The following is a 15,074-nucleotide window of genomic DNA, read 5'->3' as shown; positions in this document are numbered from 1 at the left end:
CATTAAAGTATAGTTTCACATTTCAACCATCACATTGTCATGATATTGATTGATATTCTTCAAGAGTACAGGAGTATTATCCACTGCTGCAATAATAATATTTAAATATAGTTCATAAAATTTTATTTAGAGCGATAGCGAAGCGCTCCGTAGGAATCGCACTTTCATTAAAAGCAAGCGATTGGCAGAGAAAAACACCCCACTGATTAACGAACTACTGAGTCAAATTGGTAAACACCCAGAATTTGAAACATGGCGACAAAAAGGTAAACACCCCACAGGTATAGTCAAAGAACTGTGTGAACCCTTGAAAATAGATCCGCGCTTCATCGGGCAACCTGCAAGGTTTTACACCAGTGCCACAGCATCAGTAAACTATATTTATAAATCCTGGTTTGCCTTAATGAAGCGGTTTCAGTCCCAACTAGACGGCAAACTGCGCTGGTTAGAAATGCTCAATAGTGATACTGAATTAGTAGAAGCCAGTGGAGTCTCCTTGGATATACTTCAGACTAAATCTGCCGAAATTTTGGCTCAATTTGCTCCCCAAAATCCTGCTAAAACTCAGCCATAGTTTAGGTATACAAAAAAGACGCTTAGTAGCGCCTGTTCTGTATGTCTAATAAATTCTATAATTTCTAGAAACTAATTTGAGAAATCAATTCATTGTTTTGGCGTAGCAAAAATCTTTGTTCTTACTAAATGAGGAAGAGGTTCATTAATTTTCTTCATTGTCTCCGTAGTTCGCCGAAATTGTTCCTGGTGTATCTTCTCTGTCGCTTTCTGAATTTCCACCGTTGTGGCTGTTTGTGTCATCGCTAGAATTTTTCTCATTTTCTCCACCTTCACTGTTGTTAAACGTTGGGTCAATCCATTCAACTATCCTATCAGCAGGTAAAGGCCATCGCGTCAAGGGCAAGAGCAGTTTTTCCAAAGACTGTTCGGTTTCTGTCAGTTCTCTAACCTCTGTAAATAAGTCCTTTGCTTCTTCATAGTCTATTACAAAACTGTGTGAATGATATCCGGAGGTTAATGTAGCGATAGTCTTATGTGTTTGAGGATTTGAGTTTCTGATACTTAATCTTTGACCGTAATCACGGGCTACTTGCAAGTCTCTGTGGGTCTCACCAAGGCGCAGAGGATCAATCTGTGCCGTAATAGGCGCAAGTAAACCTACAGCCATAGAGCTTGCTATATCTGCTGCTGTTTTGATAGTAATTATCCCATCACTACCTTCAAGAATTTTAGCAAAGCAGTATTCATAAACTATATATGCCTGAATACCAATAACGTGCAAGGATTGATGTATATCTAGTCCAGATGAACGCGCAAACTCGTCACTTTTGTAAATTTGAACATCCAATGGGCCAAATTCGCCAAAGTCTGACATTACTATTTCGTCAGCACCTAAAGCCATTAGTGTTCCTGCGCTTTTGCAAAAGCCAAATACGTACAGTATTACCTTTTCATATTTTCTTTGCAGGAAGCGCATTATTCTAAAAGCAGCATCTGCATTTCCTCCAGGTGTTGTTAGTATTAAGGCGGCATTTTCTTGTTTTTCAGGGATTTTGCGGGCTTCTTCTATTAAGCTATCTGCTGTTTGATTTGATATTTCTGCGTTAAATAGGAAAAAGTCCGCTTCTAATTTTGCAGATAATACACCAACTATTTTTTTAATTTGTTCGATATCTACGGTCAAGCTGCACCACACCTGTATATTAGTTTTTGCAATGGATTAATACCTTCTCCATGTTGGAGAAAATTAACCTTCTTCTAGTTTATAAGATTTACAACTACTTTGTGAAAATTATTACTCAACAGACAACGACAACAAAAACACCTGTTATCCCACGAACGCCATATCGCTCAAAGGATGTCAGCACCAAATCAATTTGGCGATTCAGAGTTAGGAGAGTATATAGATAGATTACTAGCAAAAGAAATTATTGCAGTTGCCCAAACATATAAAGCTGGCAGTATTGTTATCCCAAAATTGGGAGATATGCGAGAGCAAATTCAGAGTGAAATTCAATCTAAAGCAGAACAAAAATCAGATATAATAGAAGTTCAAAAAAAATATGCCAAACAATACCGAGTTAGTGTCCATCAATGGAGCTACGGTAGATTAATAGCCAATGTTCAAAGTCAGGCAAATAAAGCAGGAATCGCTATAGAGGAGGGAAAACAACCAATTCGAGCGAGTCCACAGGAGAAAGCCAAAGAATTAGCGATAAATGCCTATCAATCCCGAAAAGCCTGATTGACAAAATACCGAACCTTGATAATAGAATAGGAAATAACAATAGCGCCGCAGTTCATGTTTTTTATAAACCTCTGTCCTGTGACAGCGTTAGTGCAAAGATACAAAAAATATTTAGGTGGGTTGAAAGATCGGAAGGTCGTCGGTTTAATTTGGACGGAGCTTATAATAGTAAACAAACTATTGACCGTGAGGGACAATAATTTGGCAATGCGGACACCAATTTGTCAACGCGGTCAAATAATTTGGCAGGTGACATTCGTTTTGAGTCTAATAATAAAGGCCAGCAGTTGGATTTGAACCTACGACCTTCCGATTACAAGTCGGATGCACTACCACTGTGCTATGCTGGCGATTTTGGTAAGAACGTTTTTGATTGCCTCACCGATTCCATATTATAACATGAGGACATGATTTGTCTAGGGGGTAAGCAAAATATTTTTCTGATTGCCAAAAATCGGCAAAACTAGCCGCTAGGTTGTAGATTGATGCAAAAATATTTGGTACAGTGCAATTGGAGTATTCCTGGTGACACGGTTATACAAAGGCGCAGAAACATTTGTTCTTTATAGATAATCAAGCATGGCAGCATTGATAGGCAGAGATTTATTAAGTCTAGCGGATCTGAGTTCTGGGGAACTGCAAGAACTTCTGGAATTGGCTACTCAACTAAAGTCGGAAAAACTCAAGTTGCATTGTAATAAAGTTTTGGGTTTGTTGTTCTCCAAAGCTTCAACACGCACTAGAGTGAGTTTTACAGTCGCAATGTATCAACTGGGGGGACAGGTAATTGATCTTCATCCTCATGTCACTCAGGTAAGTCGAGGAGAACCTATCCAGGATACTGCTAGGGTGTTAGATCGTTATTTGGATGTTTTAGCCATTCGCACCTTTGCTCAACAGGAGTTGGAAACTTTTGCGAAGTATGCGAAAATTCCTGTAATTAATGCCCTCACAGATTTAGAACACCCTTGTCAAATATTGGCTGATTTACTCACCATTCAAGAAAAATTTGGAACTTTGGCAGGTTTAACTTTAACCTATGTCGGTGATGGTAATAATGTCGCTAATTCCCTGATGTTGGGTTGTGCTTTGGTGGGAATGAATATCAGAATAGCTTTTCCGTCAGGATATTCCCCAGATGCGGAAATTGTGGAAAAATCTCGAGAAATAGCCAATAAAAAAACTGAAGTTCTCTTAACCCATGATCCCGAAGCAGCAGCTAAAGGTGCATCTGTACTTTACACTGATGTTTGGGCAAGTATGGGACAAGAAACACAGGCAAATAACCGGTTCCCTGTTTTTCAACCTTATCAAATTTCTGAACAATTATTAAGTCTTGCAGATCCAGAAGCAATTGTTTTACACTGCTTACCAGCCCACCGTGGTGAAGAAATTACTGAAGAAGTAATTGAAGGTTCACAATCACGGGTTTGGGACCAGGCAGAAAATCGTCTCCACGCTCAAAAAGCTTTACTTGCAAGTATTCTTGGGGCAAAATAACGGTATTGGGGATTGGGCATTGGGCATTGGGCATTATTCAGTTGTTATTTTTTCCCTGTTACCTATTACCTATTAACATGAATATTTAATTAAAGCTTGTTAAGGGAAGATTTTTGTAGTACCAATGTTCTATGGGCATTTATTATTTACTTCCCGAAAAAAATATGGAACGTCTCACAGATCCTCAAAAAGAACTATACGAATGGTTGGTTGAATATATCAGGTTGAATCAACATTCTCCCTCGATTCGCCAAATGATGGAAGGGATGAATTTGAAATCTCCAGCACCCATTCAAAGTCGGTTGGAACATTTACGCAATAAGGGTTACATTGGTTGGAATTTAGGTAGGGCCAGAACTTTGCGGATACTTCATCCTGTTAAACAAGGTGTACCAATTTTAGGAACTATTGCCGCAGGTGGTTTGATTGAACCGTTCACAGATGCCGTCGAACATTTGGATTTGGCTAATTTATCATTACCACCTCAAAGCTATGCTTTAAGAGTCGCTGGGGATAGTATGATTGAAGATTTGATTGCAGATGGTGATGTGGTATTTTTGCGTCCTGTTGCTGAACCTAACCAGTTAAAAAATGGGACTATCGTGGCTGCGAGAGTGGAAGGACACGGTACAACTTTAAAACGTTTTTACCGCCATGATGATCTTGTTACTCTCAAACCTGCAAATCCTAATTACAATCCCATAGAAGTATCGGCTATGCAAGTAGAAGTGCAAGGTTCTTTGGTGGGTATTTGGCGTAATTATAACTAAAGGATGTCGGTTGTCAGTTGTCAGTTGTCGGTTGTTAGTAGGGGCGAAGCATTTGGAAGATAAATTATCGATCATTGCCAAAAATAGTTCTCCAAATGCTTCGCCCGTACAGTTGTCGGTTGTCAGTTGTCGGTTGTTAGTTGCAAATAAAAAACAAGTAACTACTGATTCTTACCAATTACTAATTTATGTACCTAACGCGAAATGCAGTACCGAAATTGCCTACTTTTAAACTCAAGTTACCTTATGCGGGGGAGAAAAAGGGCAGCTATCAAGTTAAGCAACCATTACCGGGATTTCCGAAAATGCCTTTATCTCTGCAATTGCGGGGATATCAACGTCAAGCTGTGACTAGCTGGTTTGCTAATCATGGTCGGGGGACATTAAAAATGGCTACTGGTAGTGGTAAAACTATTACTGCATTAGCGATCGCTTGTGAATTGTACCAGCAAATTGGTTTACAAGTCTTGTTGGTGGTGTGTCCCTATCGTCATCTTGTTACCCAGTGGGGCAGAGAATGTGAGAAATTTAACTTACAGCCGATTTTAGCCTTTGATAATTTACGCAGTTGGCAAAGTCAACTTTCTACACAAATCTATAATCTGTGTTCTGGTTCTCAAGATTTCGTGACGATAATTACCACTAACTCGACTTTAATTGGTGATGGTTTTCAGACACAACTTAAATATTTTCCGCCGAAAACGTTGATTATTGGTGATGAAGCTCATAATTTAGGCGCACCGAAACTAGAGGAAAGTTTACCCCGAAATGTGGGTTTACGTCTAGCTTTATCAGCCACACCGGAAAGATATTTTGATGATGATGGTACAGAATCTTTATTAGATTATTTTGGTCATATTCTCCAACCTGAATTTAGTTTACAGGATGCGATTTCTCAAGGTGCATTAGTTCATTACATCTATAATCCGGTATTGGTAGAATTGACAGAAACGGAGAGTATCGCTTATTTAAAATTAACCAAAAAAATTGGGCGTTCTCTTCTTTATCGAGATCGAGATATGGGGGAAATGGGGGATTTTGAAAACAACGAAGATATCAAATCATTGTTAATGCAAAGGGCGCGGTTAGTTGGCACTGCGGAAAATAAATTAACAGCCTTACAAGAGTTAATGGCAACTCGTCGAGGAACTACCCATACACTGTTTTATTGCAGTGATGGTTCTCAAGAAATTGGACAGCGTTATTCTTTGCGTCAACTCAAAGCAGTTGCTCAAATTTTGGGAGGAGAATTAGGTTATAAAGTCAGTACCTACACAGCAAATACTTCTTTGGAAGAAAGAGAAATTTTACGTCGTCAATTTGAAAGTGGAGAATTACAGGGTTTAGTCGCAATTCGGTGTTTAGATGAAGGTGTGGATATTCCCGCTATTCAAACCGCAGTAATTTTGTCAAGTTCGGGAAATCCCCGGCAATTTATCCAACGTCGGGGACGGGTTTTGCGTCCTCACCCTGGTAAAGAACGAGCCACGATTTTTGATATGATTGTTTTACCGCCAGATTTGGATAGGGAAACTATTGAAGTAGAACGGAATTTATTAAAGAAGGAATTACGGCGGTTTGTGGAATTTGCTGATTTAGCTGATAATGCTGGGGAAGCAAGAATGAAGTTATTAGCATTGCAAAAAAGATATGGGTTATTGGATATTTAACAAAGTTAAAAAACTCCCCAAAAAAAAACCTCAACAATTCGCAATATTTAGTGGAAGCTTGAGGTAAGTGAGGTTAAAATTACAAGCAATGTCTAAATCTGAAGTAGAACTATGAAGACGGCTGAAAAACTGGCTGCTGGTTGGTTACTCACACTCGGATTCATGTTTTTGGCGATATCAGTATCAGAAATAATAGATAAATCGGCGCAGTCAGGAGTAACGGTATATCCTGTGGAGGGGGAACAGGTATTTTCACCTCCCAATGCGGCTCAAGAGAGTAAAGATACGATTGTGGGAGGGATAATTTTTGGTGTTCCTAGTGCGATATTGGGGAGTTGGTTAGCATTAGGATTGTATAAACAAAGTCAACAAGAGAAAAAAGCCTTAAAGCAGCAAAACAGCGAACAATTGCAAGCGCAGTTTTATCAAATGTTACTAGAAAATCAAGGACGAGTAACTTTGTTAAGTTTTGCTATGCAGTCTCAATTACCAGCAGCGGAAGCTAAACAATATTTAGATAAGAAAGCTAAAGAATTCAATGCGAATTTTCAAGTAACCGAAGAAGGGGCTGTATCATATCATTTTGATGTTTAATAGGTGAGATGACACAATTTTTCTTAACTATAGCCGCCATTTTTGGCGGTTTGTCTGTTGCTGGTGGTGCTTTTGGCGCTCATGCTTTGCGGGAAAAAATTAGCGAGCGCTCTTTAGAAATATTTGACACTGGCGCTCGTTATCAAATGTACCACGCTCTGGCACTTTTGTTAGTCGCCATGCTCATCAGTCGTTTAGACAGTCCACCGACGACGCTTTTAGTCAGTGGTTGGTTATTTATTATTGGTGTGGTGATTTTTTCCGGTAGCTTATATGCTCTCAGTTTAACAGGTATCAAGTCTTTAGGGGCAGTTGCACCATTGGGAGGATTGGCATTAATGCTGGGTTGGGCTGCTTTAGCTGTAGCTGGTGCAACCATCAAGTTTTAATCAGTAGCAAATGGGAAAATGAGTCTAAATTATCACTTAAAATTCCCCGTTTCCTCTTGCCTGTTACCTTTTCTCTCTTATCTATTGAAAAATAGTATCATCGGTTGGTGACATCAAGTAGGTAGAATATTACCACAGTCTTATGAAATAGGTGTAGCCAGCACGTGAAGATATTTATATATCACACTCCCGAATTGACCCCAAATGATACAGTTCCAGAATGTGCGATCGCCGTTGATGTTCTGCGAGCAACTAGTACAATGGCCACAGTATTAGCCGCTGGAGGTGAAGCTGTACAGGTTTTCAGCGATTTAGATCAACTGATGACAGTGAGTGAACAATGGCCTTCAGACAAGCGACTTAGGGCTGGAGAAAGGGGTGGTGCTAAAGTAGCTGGTTTTGAGTTGGGTAACTCACCCTTAGATTGCACAGCCGAATTAGTTGCGGGAAAAAGGTTATTTATTAGTACCACCAATGGGACAAGGGCTTTACAGCGGATACAAAACGCCCCCATTGTTCTCGCAGCAGCTTTGATTAATCGGGCAGCAGTAGTTAAATTTCTGTTAGAAAAGCAACCGGAAACAGTCTGGATTGTTGGTTCTGGCTGGGAAGGAAGTTATTCTTTAGAGGATACAGTATGTGCGGGGGCGATCGCTCATAGTATTTGGCAACAAACTAATTGTTCCCTAGAAGAAATTAGTGGTAATGATGAGGTGGTTAGTGCGATCGCTCTTTATTCCCAATGGCAAAATGACCTATTAGGATTATTACACAAAGCTAGTCATGGTCAACGATTATTACGCTTAGAATGTTTAGAAGACCTGAAATATTGTTCCCAAACTGATACTTTAGATATTTTACCGATTCAAACAGAACTAGGAGTATTAAAAAGTTACACCAAATAACCAAAAAATTCTTTTTGGATAAGGAGTCAGGAGTCAGGAGAAAGGAGAAAGAAGAAAGAAAGAAGACAGAAGACAGAAGAAAGAAAGAAAGAAAGAAAGAAAGAAAATTTCTTCACCTCTCTCTTCTCTGTTAGATCAAACATAATAATCTGGAATATTTCATCCTGTTAATCCTTAAATCCTGGACATCCTGATTCAGACAATTAATCCTTAAATCCTGGACATCCTGATTCAGACAATTAATATTACTGAATACTCGACAAAGGTACACCTAACCACCCGGCAAAATTCTCCATTTCTGTGAAAGAAGGATTTTCGACAACTTTAAGTTGATACTTACTAGGAATTGATGCAGCTAGAGTCACAGAATAAGTCCGCAATTCATCTTGATGAAAAACAGTAACTTGAATAGAATCATTTTCCTGGTAATCCTTCAAGCGTTCATTTAATTGATTTCCCACCCTAATCCTATCAATCGCTAACAATTCATCCCCAGCATCAATTCCCGCAAATTGTGCCGGTGAACCCGCTTCCACAAACTTAATTATCTCCCGTCCATTTTCAGTATTTATCCTCACACCCAAATAAGGTTCTTCATTCTTTTCCTCAACTAATTGCAAACCAAAAGGTTGTAAATATTGATTAAAAGGTAAATCTTCCAAACCATGAAGATAGCGTTTAAAGAAATCTCCTAAATCCATACCCGCTACAGACTCAATCACACCCTCTAATTGTTCAGGAGTATAACCAACTTCATCCTTGCCAAACTTCTCCCACATTTGCCGCATCACATCATCTAAAGAAAGCTGATTCCCGTGATGAACGCGAATTAATAAATCTAATAAAAGTGACACCATTTCCCCTTTGATATAATAGGAGATTTGAGAATTACCACTATTAGCATCTGGACGATAAAGTTTAATCCAAGCATCAAAACTTGACTCCGACAAAGGTTGAACTTTTCGTCCTGGAGTCATCAAATATCTGGTAATTTCCTTACTCAAATAGTTTAAATATGCCTTGGTATTATAAATACCTGCCCGTAAAGGAATGATTAAATCATAATAACTGGTTGTTCCCTCGCAAAACCACAAAGATGGTGTATAATTTTCCTGATCATAATCAAACACTTCTAACCCCAAAGGACGAATTCTTTTAACATTCCATAAATGAAAGAATTCATGGGCTACCAATTGCAAAAATGGCTCATATTTATCCACAGTCCGAAATCCAAACTTTTGATAAATTAAAGAACAAGAATTTTTATGTTCTAAACCACCAAAACCCTGCTGAAGCAAATGCAGAAAAAATACATATCTGTCATAAGGTAAACCACCAAACATTTGTGATTCTACCTCAATAATTTTTTGGCAATCAGCAATCATTTGTTCTGGTTGAAAATTTCCTTTTCCCCAAACTGCTAATTCATGGGGTTTACCCAAAACTTCAAAATTATATAATTGATGACAACCAACTTCAAAAGGACTATCAACTAAAGTATCAAAATCTGCCGCTAAAAAAGTATTTACTGTTTCTGCGAATGTTGGTAAACTAGTAGTTACTTGCCATTGAGGGTTAGCAGGAATTACCCTTATCTGCATGGGAAAATTTTCCCAACCAGGGATTCTAAAAAACAAAGCTGCCCCATTAAAGTAACCGTGAGTAGCATCTAAATGATTTGTTCTTACTGTTAATTCATTAGCAAATACACGGTAATGAATAGTTACTTCTGAAGTATTGCCTTTTTCTACTTGCCAATGATTTTTACTAACTTTATGCCAAGATAAGGGTTGATTATTCGCAAAAGCTGCAAAATCCTGTAAATGTCTGCCATATTCCCGCACCAAATATGAACCAGGAGTCCACACTGGCATTTTTAAATCGAGAACTGCTGACGGATAGTTAACAATGTGTAAAGTCACCTCAAATAAATGGGTTTCTGGTTGAGACATTCCCACCAAGTAATGAATTTGTGGAGAGAGTTCTAAAATCATTTTGTGTGTTGAGTTTTGATTTACTTATCCATAATCAACAGTCTATCGTTAATCGTCAAGTATAGGCATATAAAATTAATAATATGATGTGTTTATGGTGATTTCATGTAAACCAAGATTATTGACTGATTTGTAAACCTACAATACTCTTAGAGTGGAGTCTTTGCTGATTGTATCTAATCACAAAAGGATATTTTTTGTATAAGTTGTTAAAACAGTACCATCTTTTATGCAAGATTTGGGAAAAAACAAGCCAAGGAGTTATTAATTATGACAGTACCTTATGACGAACTGGTTTTTCAATCACCATATTTAGCTGTAGTGAAAGCAAAACAACTGCTAGAGGAGGGGAAAATGAAAGAAGTTGATGATATTTTAGAGAGTTTAGCCGAGTCTATGGGGCGATCAGAAAAAAGAGCAGTAATTAATCGCCTAACTCGATTGATACTGCATATAATTAAGTGGAAATGTCAACCGGAAAAACGTAGCGCTAGTTGGGTAATTTCTATTCGTTCAGCTAGGGCAGAAATTACTGCCAGTCAAGAAGAAATGCCAAGTCTCAATCGAGATTTTTTGGAATCAATTTGGAACAAGTGTTTTCTGGCTGCAAAACAGGATGCTAGAGATGAAATGGGTAAAAAACCAGATATTATTGCTTTAAGTTGGGATGAGGTTTTTAACGAAACTTATACACTTTGGGAGGATTAGAAAATTTCTATTTGGGAAAAAATCAGGTTATTTATCTTGATTTTTGGCTGTTCCCTCTTTCCCAATCATTACACTTCATTGCGAAATTAGGCAGTTAAGTAAAAAAAATGATAACTTCTGATCTAGTCTAGTAAAGCAATTACACCAAATTTATCAAGGAGAACCCAGTGGCAATGGAATCAAATGTACTAACGGGCGCAACTGTAGACAACCAAGATATAAGTGAATACGTTGCTCATCTACAAATGCACATGGCACTACAAGCTCGAAATCTGGTTCCCAACTTGGTTCCCAACTGCAAACAAGCAATTTCAGATAGTCGTCAACAATTACTTCATCAAACCCAAGCCGACTTTGAAAAATTCGCTTCTCGCCAAGGTCTATAGATTTAAAAGTATTTTGAGTAGAATTATCCTAGAATAGAAGCAGGTATTGTGGTTTTCACCTCAAAGGTATACTCACGGTTTCTGCTTTTTATATTTTTTTTTACGTGGTCACTTAAAAAAATCACTCTTTGGGAGCAAGACCTAAGAGAAAAAAAGCCGTTAAAATGATTGCAGCATCACATCACCAATCCTATTTTTTAAAGGTTAAATGGCGGCTTGAATCAAAATGACTTCACTACTCCCTCGAAACCTCAGCGTTGTTATCCGACCAGTCCAACATAGGGATTTGGACGGAATTGATTGCTTAACTCAAGAATCATTGTCCCATCTTTCTCCCCAAGAAGCTGGTGCGGCCATGCGGCAAATGCAATGGCTACGACGCTGGTATGGGTTACTCAAATTCTTAAGTTGGTTTCCCAACCCATTACAGTATCGCTTCTGGGGCTATGTTGCCGAACAGGGACGGATACTACTGGGAATGATTCAAGTATCACCATTTAACCGAACCCGCAGCACTTGGCGAATTAATCGGGTGATGTTAGCAGGGACTGGCGACAGAATGGGAGTAGGTTCACAACTACTGCGCCATTGCTTTGAATCAATTTTAGAAGCGCGAACATGGATACTAGAAGTTAATATCAATGACGTTGATGCTTTAGCACTGTATCGCCACAATGGATTTCAACGGTTAGCAGAAATGACATACTGGGAAATTAGTCCCCAGTTATTAGCGGAATTAATTCAAACTGAACCAGATTTACCCAACCTCTTACCGGTGAGTAATGCTGATGCTCCGTTGCTATATCAACTGGATACAGCATCAATGCCACCTTTGGTAAGGCAAGTATTTGATCGACACACCCACGACTTTAAAACGACTTTGTTTGGGGCTATTATTGATGCTCTCAAGCAGTGGATGACAAAAACTGAAGTTGTGAGTGGTTATGTCTTTGAACCCCAGCGGAAAGCAGCCATTGGTTATTTTCAGGTGCAACTTGATCGCACAGGTGAAAATCCTCATGTAGCAACTCTTACAGTTCATCCGGCTTATACTTGGTTGTATCCTGAATTATTGTCTCAATTAGCCCGCATTGCTCAAGATTTTCCTCAACAAGGATTACAATTAGCTTCTTCAGACTATCAACCAGAAAGAGAAGAATATTTAGAGCGGATTGGGGCTAAACGCAAAGAACATACCCTGATCATGTCTCGCTCAGTTTGGCATAAACTGCGAGAATCGAAATTTGTCTCCTTAGAGGGGATTCAGTGGCAAGAAATGTTACAAGGACTACAACCAACCCGGAAACCTATCCCTGGGGGGATGTCATGGATGCCGCAAACTCAGCAAGTGCATCCAGAAAGGGCTATACCAATGCAGTCAGAAATTGTGGCTTCTACTCATCAAAATTCTAACATGGATATACCCTGTCCATCAGATTCAGCCGCAGATGAATCCCAGGAGCAACAATAGCGTGATCTCTCAACAGCAATCAAAATCATTTATTTCCGCTTTGGGTGTGGATGTTGGTAGTAAACGCATCGGTTTAGCTGGATGTGATGGGACTGGGTTAATTGCTACGGGTATAACCACAATTGAGCGCAAGTCTTTTGTTGAAGATGTAGAGAAAATTCAGCAAATAGTCAATGAGCGACAGGTACAAATTCTCGTTGTTGGTTTACCTTATTCAATGGACGGTACTATCGGGTTTCAAGCCCGTCATGTCCAGAAATTTGCCGCTAGATTGGCGGATGCGCTGAAACTTCCTTTAGAATATATGGATGAACGATTAACTTCTTATCAAGCAGAACAACTGATAATAGCTGAGAATCGTTCCCCATCAAGGAATAAGGGTTTAATTGATCGTAAGGCTGCTGCATTGATTTTACAACAATGGCTAGATGCTAGGCGCAGTTCAGTGACGAGATCGGTAACATTTACTGGTGAGTGATCCCTTTTAACATGGTATTCTAAAAACTATTACTTCTATCTCTCAATTTATGGTTGACATCGGCTGTCATTTAGCGGTTCAATGATTTCCATATATAAGAGTATTGTTACAGTTACATAATTCAGCTATGTATTCATCTCCACTTCCTGAAGACAATGATCACGATTCCGAAAGTTCTCTGATTTTAACAGATGAGCTAAAACGGACACTAGAATGTTACATTGAGCATACGCTTGATGTAGAGGGGGAAAAATATGTTCTCCTTCTGCCTATAGATGCACCAATAGAAATTTTTGCTTGGCAAGTTGATGGCGACGAAGAAGAAGCCGTCTTGGTGGAAGATGATGAGATCATTGACGAAATTTTCGGCACTGCTCAAGCGGTTCTTTCTGAGCAAAACTTGATTCTCAAGAATACTGCTTATGCCTTAACTGTAGCAGGTGAGTTGCCTCCTGAAGATGAATCAAAATTCTTTACTTTAGAACTTGAAGATGAAGAAAACGGTTTAGAACCAGAGCAATTAATGGAAATTGCCACTTTTTATCATGATGAACAGGAGTATGCAATTTATACTCCCCTTGATCCCCTGCTCTTTTTTGCGAGAATGACTAAAACGGGTGAACCAGAATTACTTTCCCCCGAAGAGTTTCGTAAATTTCAACCCCTCTTAGAAGAACATCTGTTTAATGAGCTTGATTAATTGGTAATTGGTAATTGGTAATTGGTGATTGGTAATTTAATTAATTACTGTTGCCTTTTACCTTTTGCCTTATTCAAAAATCTAAATTTAATTAGAGTTTGCTTAATAAATCTAAACTTCAAATTTTTCTTTCTGACTCCTGACTCCTGAATGGGCGTAGTCCCTGCGCCCCTACCTCCTAGCCTTCACAAAAAATTATGACTCGCAACCATCTATTAGAGCCTAACTTGATTTTATCAGGTTCAGTATTAACGCTGACACCAGGTGTCATCCAACAATATGGGCTGAAAGGGCTAGTATTAGATGTGGATGAAACTTTAGTACCCATGACAACGAGTTCTACTTTCCCAGAATTGCAAGCATGGGTGGCAGAAATTCGGATTTGTACAGCACTATGGTTAGTTAGTAATAATTTAAGTGAAGCGCGAATTGGTGGTATTGCCCGTTCTCTAAATTTACCTTATTACTTGGGTGCGGCCAAACCCTCCCGGCGGAAAATTCGGGCGGCGTTGCAAGAAATGAATTTACCTGCACATCAAGTAGGTATGGTAGGCGATCGCTTGTTTACTGATGTTTTAGCCGGTAATCGCTTGGGAATGTTTACAATTTTAGTCGAACCAATCATCCATCCCGATTTTACAGCCCTCCGTTCCCATCCTATCCGCAATATTGAAGTTTGGATATCTGAGATATTAGGCGCATCTATTACAATTAAAAATTAAAAATTGTCAGCGAAAATTAAAAAATCTCGGCACGTCTGAGGATATTTCTGAAGCCAGAAAAAGATATTATCGCTTGATCAAAAATCCCCGACTTCTATTAATCTCAAAAGTCTATCATTTTAATTTCAAAATAACGTAGTATACTGGGGTTAATCGTATTTAACCGGAAGATGAAATACTTAACCCCAGAACAAGTTTATAAACAATGTAGTAAGTCTAGAATATGAAACGTATTGTAAAGAATCAGTTAACCGTTACGAGAATCGCTATTTTAGGGACTGAAAAACTAAATACTTGGAAATCTGACGAACTTGATTTGATTGCTTTACGTTTAGGACAACTACGCTCTGATTTATGGAACGAATTTGGCTCTTTAAAAGCTTGGGGTGTTTCTAAATTTGAGATTGATAAACAATTACGTAAATCTAAGGATAAGTATCAATTACCTGCTAAGTTATGGGATTCAACCCTCTACGATGTAATTGATGATATCCACTTGGTTCAGGCTGCTTGTGTCGAAAAGG

General features: G+C 38.8%; 16 protein-coding genes, 1 tRNA gene and 2 pseudogenes. 16 read left to right on the top strand and 3 right to left on the bottom strand.

The window, feature by feature from the left end; all coding sequences use genetic code 11:
• Positions 1 to 181: 181 nt before the first annotated feature.
• On the top strand, positions 182 to 574 hold the full coding sequence (gene cas12k, locus AN490_RS21525) for a type V CRISPR-associated protein Cas12k (protein WP_300006879.1): 393 nt from the start codon (positions 182 to 184) through the stop codon (positions 572 to 574).
• Positions 575 to 718: 144 nt separating this feature from the next.
• Here the strand turns inward: cas12k (AN490_RS21525) and AN490_RS21520 are convergent, their stop codons facing one another.
• Positions 719 to 1,699 carry an ATP-dependent Clp protease proteolytic subunit gene (locus AN490_RS21520; protein WP_300006876.1) on the bottom strand — a complete coding sequence of 327 codons (981 nt, stop codon included), beginning with the start codon at positions 1,697 to 1,699 and terminating at the stop codon, positions 719 to 721.
• A 111-nt stretch (positions 1,700 to 1,810) separates the two neighbouring features.
• Between AN490_RS21520 and cas12k (AN490_RS21515) the strand changes: the two are divergent.
• A pseudogene (gene cas12k, locus AN490_RS21515) lies at positions 1,811 to 2,260 on the top strand (type V CRISPR-associated protein Cas12k); the annotation flags it as partial.
• Positions 2,261 to 2,541: 281 nt separating this feature from the next.
• Here the strand turns inward: cas12k (AN490_RS21515) and AN490_RS21510 are convergent.
• Positions 2,542 to 2,613, bottom strand: a tRNA-Thr gene (locus AN490_RS21510).
• Positions 2,614 to 2,842: 229 nt separating this feature from the next.
• Between AN490_RS21510 and argF the strand changes: the two genes are divergently transcribed.
• The 7 genes from argF (at position 2,843) to AN490_RS21475 (ending at position 8,091) form a co-directional block, all read left to right on the top strand.
• The gene (gene argF, locus AN490_RS21505; RefSeq protein ID WP_015080838.1) at positions 2,843 to 3,763 is read left to right on the top strand and encodes an ornithine carbamoyltransferase; all 921 of its coding nucleotides are present in this window, start codon (positions 2,843 to 2,845) and stop codon (positions 3,761 to 3,763) included.
• A 164-nt stretch (positions 3,764 to 3,927) separates the two neighbouring features.
• Entirely contained in the window at positions 3,928 to 4,533 is a 606-nt protein-coding gene (lexA, locus tag AN490_RS21500) for a transcriptional repressor LexA (RefSeq protein ID WP_015080837.1), read from the top strand.
• Between the two features lie 10 nt (positions 4,534 to 4,543).
• Positions 4,544 to 4,765: a hypothetical protein gene (locus AN490_RS21495; RefSeq protein ID WP_300006873.1), complete on the top strand. Its 222-nt coding sequence runs from the start codon at positions 4,544 to 4,546 to the stop codon at positions 4,763 to 4,765.
• Positions 4,722 to 6,203: a DNA phosphorothioation system restriction enzyme gene (locus AN490_RS21490; protein ID WP_015080836.1), complete on the top strand. Its 1,482-nt coding sequence runs from the start codon at positions 4,722 to 4,724 to the stop codon at positions 6,201 to 6,203. The genes AN490_RS21495 and AN490_RS21490 overlap by 44 nt, the downstream gene beginning before the upstream one ends.
• Before the next feature lie 111 nt (positions 6,204 to 6,314).
• The gene (locus AN490_RS21485) at positions 6,315 to 6,797 is read left to right on the top strand and encodes a hypothetical protein (RefSeq protein WP_168651516.1); all 483 of its coding nucleotides are present in this window, start codon (positions 6,315 to 6,317) and stop codon (positions 6,795 to 6,797) included.
• An 8-nt stretch (positions 6,798 to 6,805) separates the two neighbouring features.
• Entirely contained in the window at positions 6,806 to 7,186 is a 381-nt protein-coding gene (locus AN490_RS21480) for a DUF423 domain-containing protein (protein WP_300006869.1), read from the top strand.
• A 164-nt stretch (positions 7,187 to 7,350) separates the two neighbouring features.
• Positions 7,351 to 8,091: a 2-phosphosulfolactate phosphatase family protein gene (locus tag AN490_RS21475; protein ID WP_300006867.1), complete on the top strand. Its 741-nt coding sequence runs from the start codon at positions 7,351 to 7,353 to the stop codon at positions 8,089 to 8,091.
• Positions 8,092 to 8,336: 245 nt separating this feature from the next.
• Here AN490_RS21475 and AN490_RS21470 read toward each other — a convergent pair whose 3' ends face one another.
• Positions 8,337 to 10,085 carry a M61 family metallopeptidase gene (locus tag AN490_RS21470; RefSeq protein ID WP_271821786.1) on the bottom strand — a complete coding sequence of 583 codons (1,749 nt, stop codon included), beginning with the start codon at positions 10,083 to 10,085 and terminating at the stop codon, positions 8,337 to 8,339.
• 270 nt (positions 10,086 to 10,355) lie between these two features.
• On the opposite strand from AN490_RS21470, the gene AN490_RS21465 reads away from it, so the two are divergent.
• From AN490_RS21465 to AN490_RS21435, 7 genes and pseudogenes are all read left to right on the top strand, one after another.
• Positions 10,356 to 10,793: a DUF29 domain-containing protein gene (locus tag AN490_RS21465; RefSeq protein ID WP_015080831.1), complete on the top strand. Its 438-nt coding sequence runs from the start codon at positions 10,356 to 10,358 to the stop codon at positions 10,791 to 10,793.
• Between the two features lie 173 nt (positions 10,794 to 10,966).
• The gene (locus tag AN490_RS21460) at positions 10,967 to 11,179 is read left to right on the top strand and encodes a hypothetical protein (RefSeq protein WP_213717529.1); all 213 of its coding nucleotides are present in this window, start codon (positions 10,967 to 10,969) and stop codon (positions 11,177 to 11,179) included.
• A 226-nt stretch (positions 11,180 to 11,405) separates the two neighbouring features.
• Entirely contained in the window at positions 11,406 to 12,650 is a 1,245-nt protein-coding gene (locus AN490_RS21455; protein WP_300006864.1) for a GNAT family N-acetyltransferase, read from the top strand.
• Between the two features lies 1 nt (position 12,651).
• The gene (gene ruvX / locus AN490_RS21450) at positions 12,652 to 13,128 is read left to right on the top strand and encodes a Holliday junction resolvase RuvX (RefSeq protein WP_300006862.1); all 477 of its coding nucleotides are present in this window, start codon (positions 12,652 to 12,654) and stop codon (positions 13,126 to 13,128) included.
• A gap of 127 nt (positions 13,129 to 13,255) precedes the next feature.
• The gene (locus tag AN490_RS21445; protein WP_015080827.1) at positions 13,256 to 13,828 is read left to right on the top strand and encodes a DUF3727 domain-containing protein; all 573 of its coding nucleotides are present in this window, start codon (positions 13,256 to 13,258) and stop codon (positions 13,826 to 13,828) included.
• Between the two features lie 197 nt (positions 13,829 to 14,025).
• Positions 14,026 to 14,550 carry a YqeG family HAD IIIA-type phosphatase gene (locus AN490_RS21440; protein WP_015080826.1) on the top strand — a complete coding sequence of 175 codons (525 nt, stop codon included), beginning with the start codon at positions 14,026 to 14,028 and terminating at the stop codon, positions 14,548 to 14,550.
• Positions 14,551 to 14,773: 223 nt separating this feature from the next.
• Positions 14,774 to 15,074 (top strand): annotated as a pseudogene (locus tag AN490_RS21435) (addiction module component); the annotation flags it as partial.

The organism is Anabaena sp. AL09, from assembly GCF_001672255.1.
Taxonomy (GTDB): domain Bacteria; phylum Cyanobacteriota; class Cyanobacteriia; order Cyanobacteriales; family Nostocaceae; genus Dolichospermum; species Dolichospermum lemmermannii.
Note: the sequence above shows the minus strand (reverse complement) of the source record. Positions and strands in the feature narration are given on the sequence as shown.

Bases quoted from the DNA above. Each gene is read 5' to 3' on its own strand.
- argF (WP_015080838.1), top strand. From the start codon at position 2,843: ATGGCAGCATTGATAGGCAGAGATTTATTAAGTCTAGCGGATCTGAGT.
- lexA (WP_015080837.1), top strand. From the start codon at position 3,928: ATGGAACGTCTCACAGATCCTCAAAAAGAACTATACGAATGGTTGGTT.
- AN490_RS21490 (WP_015080836.1), top strand. From the start codon at position 4,722: ATGTACCTAACGCGAAATGCAGTACCGAAATTGCCTACTTTTAAACTC.
- AN490_RS21485 (WP_168651516.1), top strand. From the start codon at position 6,315: ATGAAGACGGCTGAAAAACTGGCTGCTGGTTGGTTACTCACACTCGGA.
- AN490_RS21480 (WP_300006869.1), top strand. From the start codon at position 6,806: ATGACACAATTTTTCTTAACTATAGCCGCCATTTTTGGCGGTTTGTCT.
- AN490_RS21470 (WP_271821786.1), bottom strand. From the start codon at position 10,085: ATGATTTTAGAACTCTCTCCACAAATTCATTACTTGGTGGGAATGTCT.
- AN490_RS21465 (WP_015080831.1), top strand. From the start codon at position 10,356: ATGACAGTACCTTATGACGAACTGGTTTTTCAATCACCATATTTAGCT.
- AN490_RS21460 (WP_213717529.1), top strand. From the start codon at position 10,967: ATGGAATCAAATGTACTAACGGGCGCAACTGTAGACAACCAAGATATA.
- AN490_RS21455 (WP_300006864.1), top strand. From the start codon at position 11,406: ATGACTTCACTACTCCCTCGAAACCTCAGCGTTGTTATCCGACCAGTC.
- AN490_RS21445 (WP_015080827.1), top strand. From the start codon at position 13,256: ATGTATTCATCTCCACTTCCTGAAGACAATGATCACGATTCCGAAAGT.
- AN490_RS21440 (WP_015080826.1), top strand. From the start codon at position 14,026: ATGACTCGCAACCATCTATTAGAGCCTAACTTGATTTTATCAGGTTCA.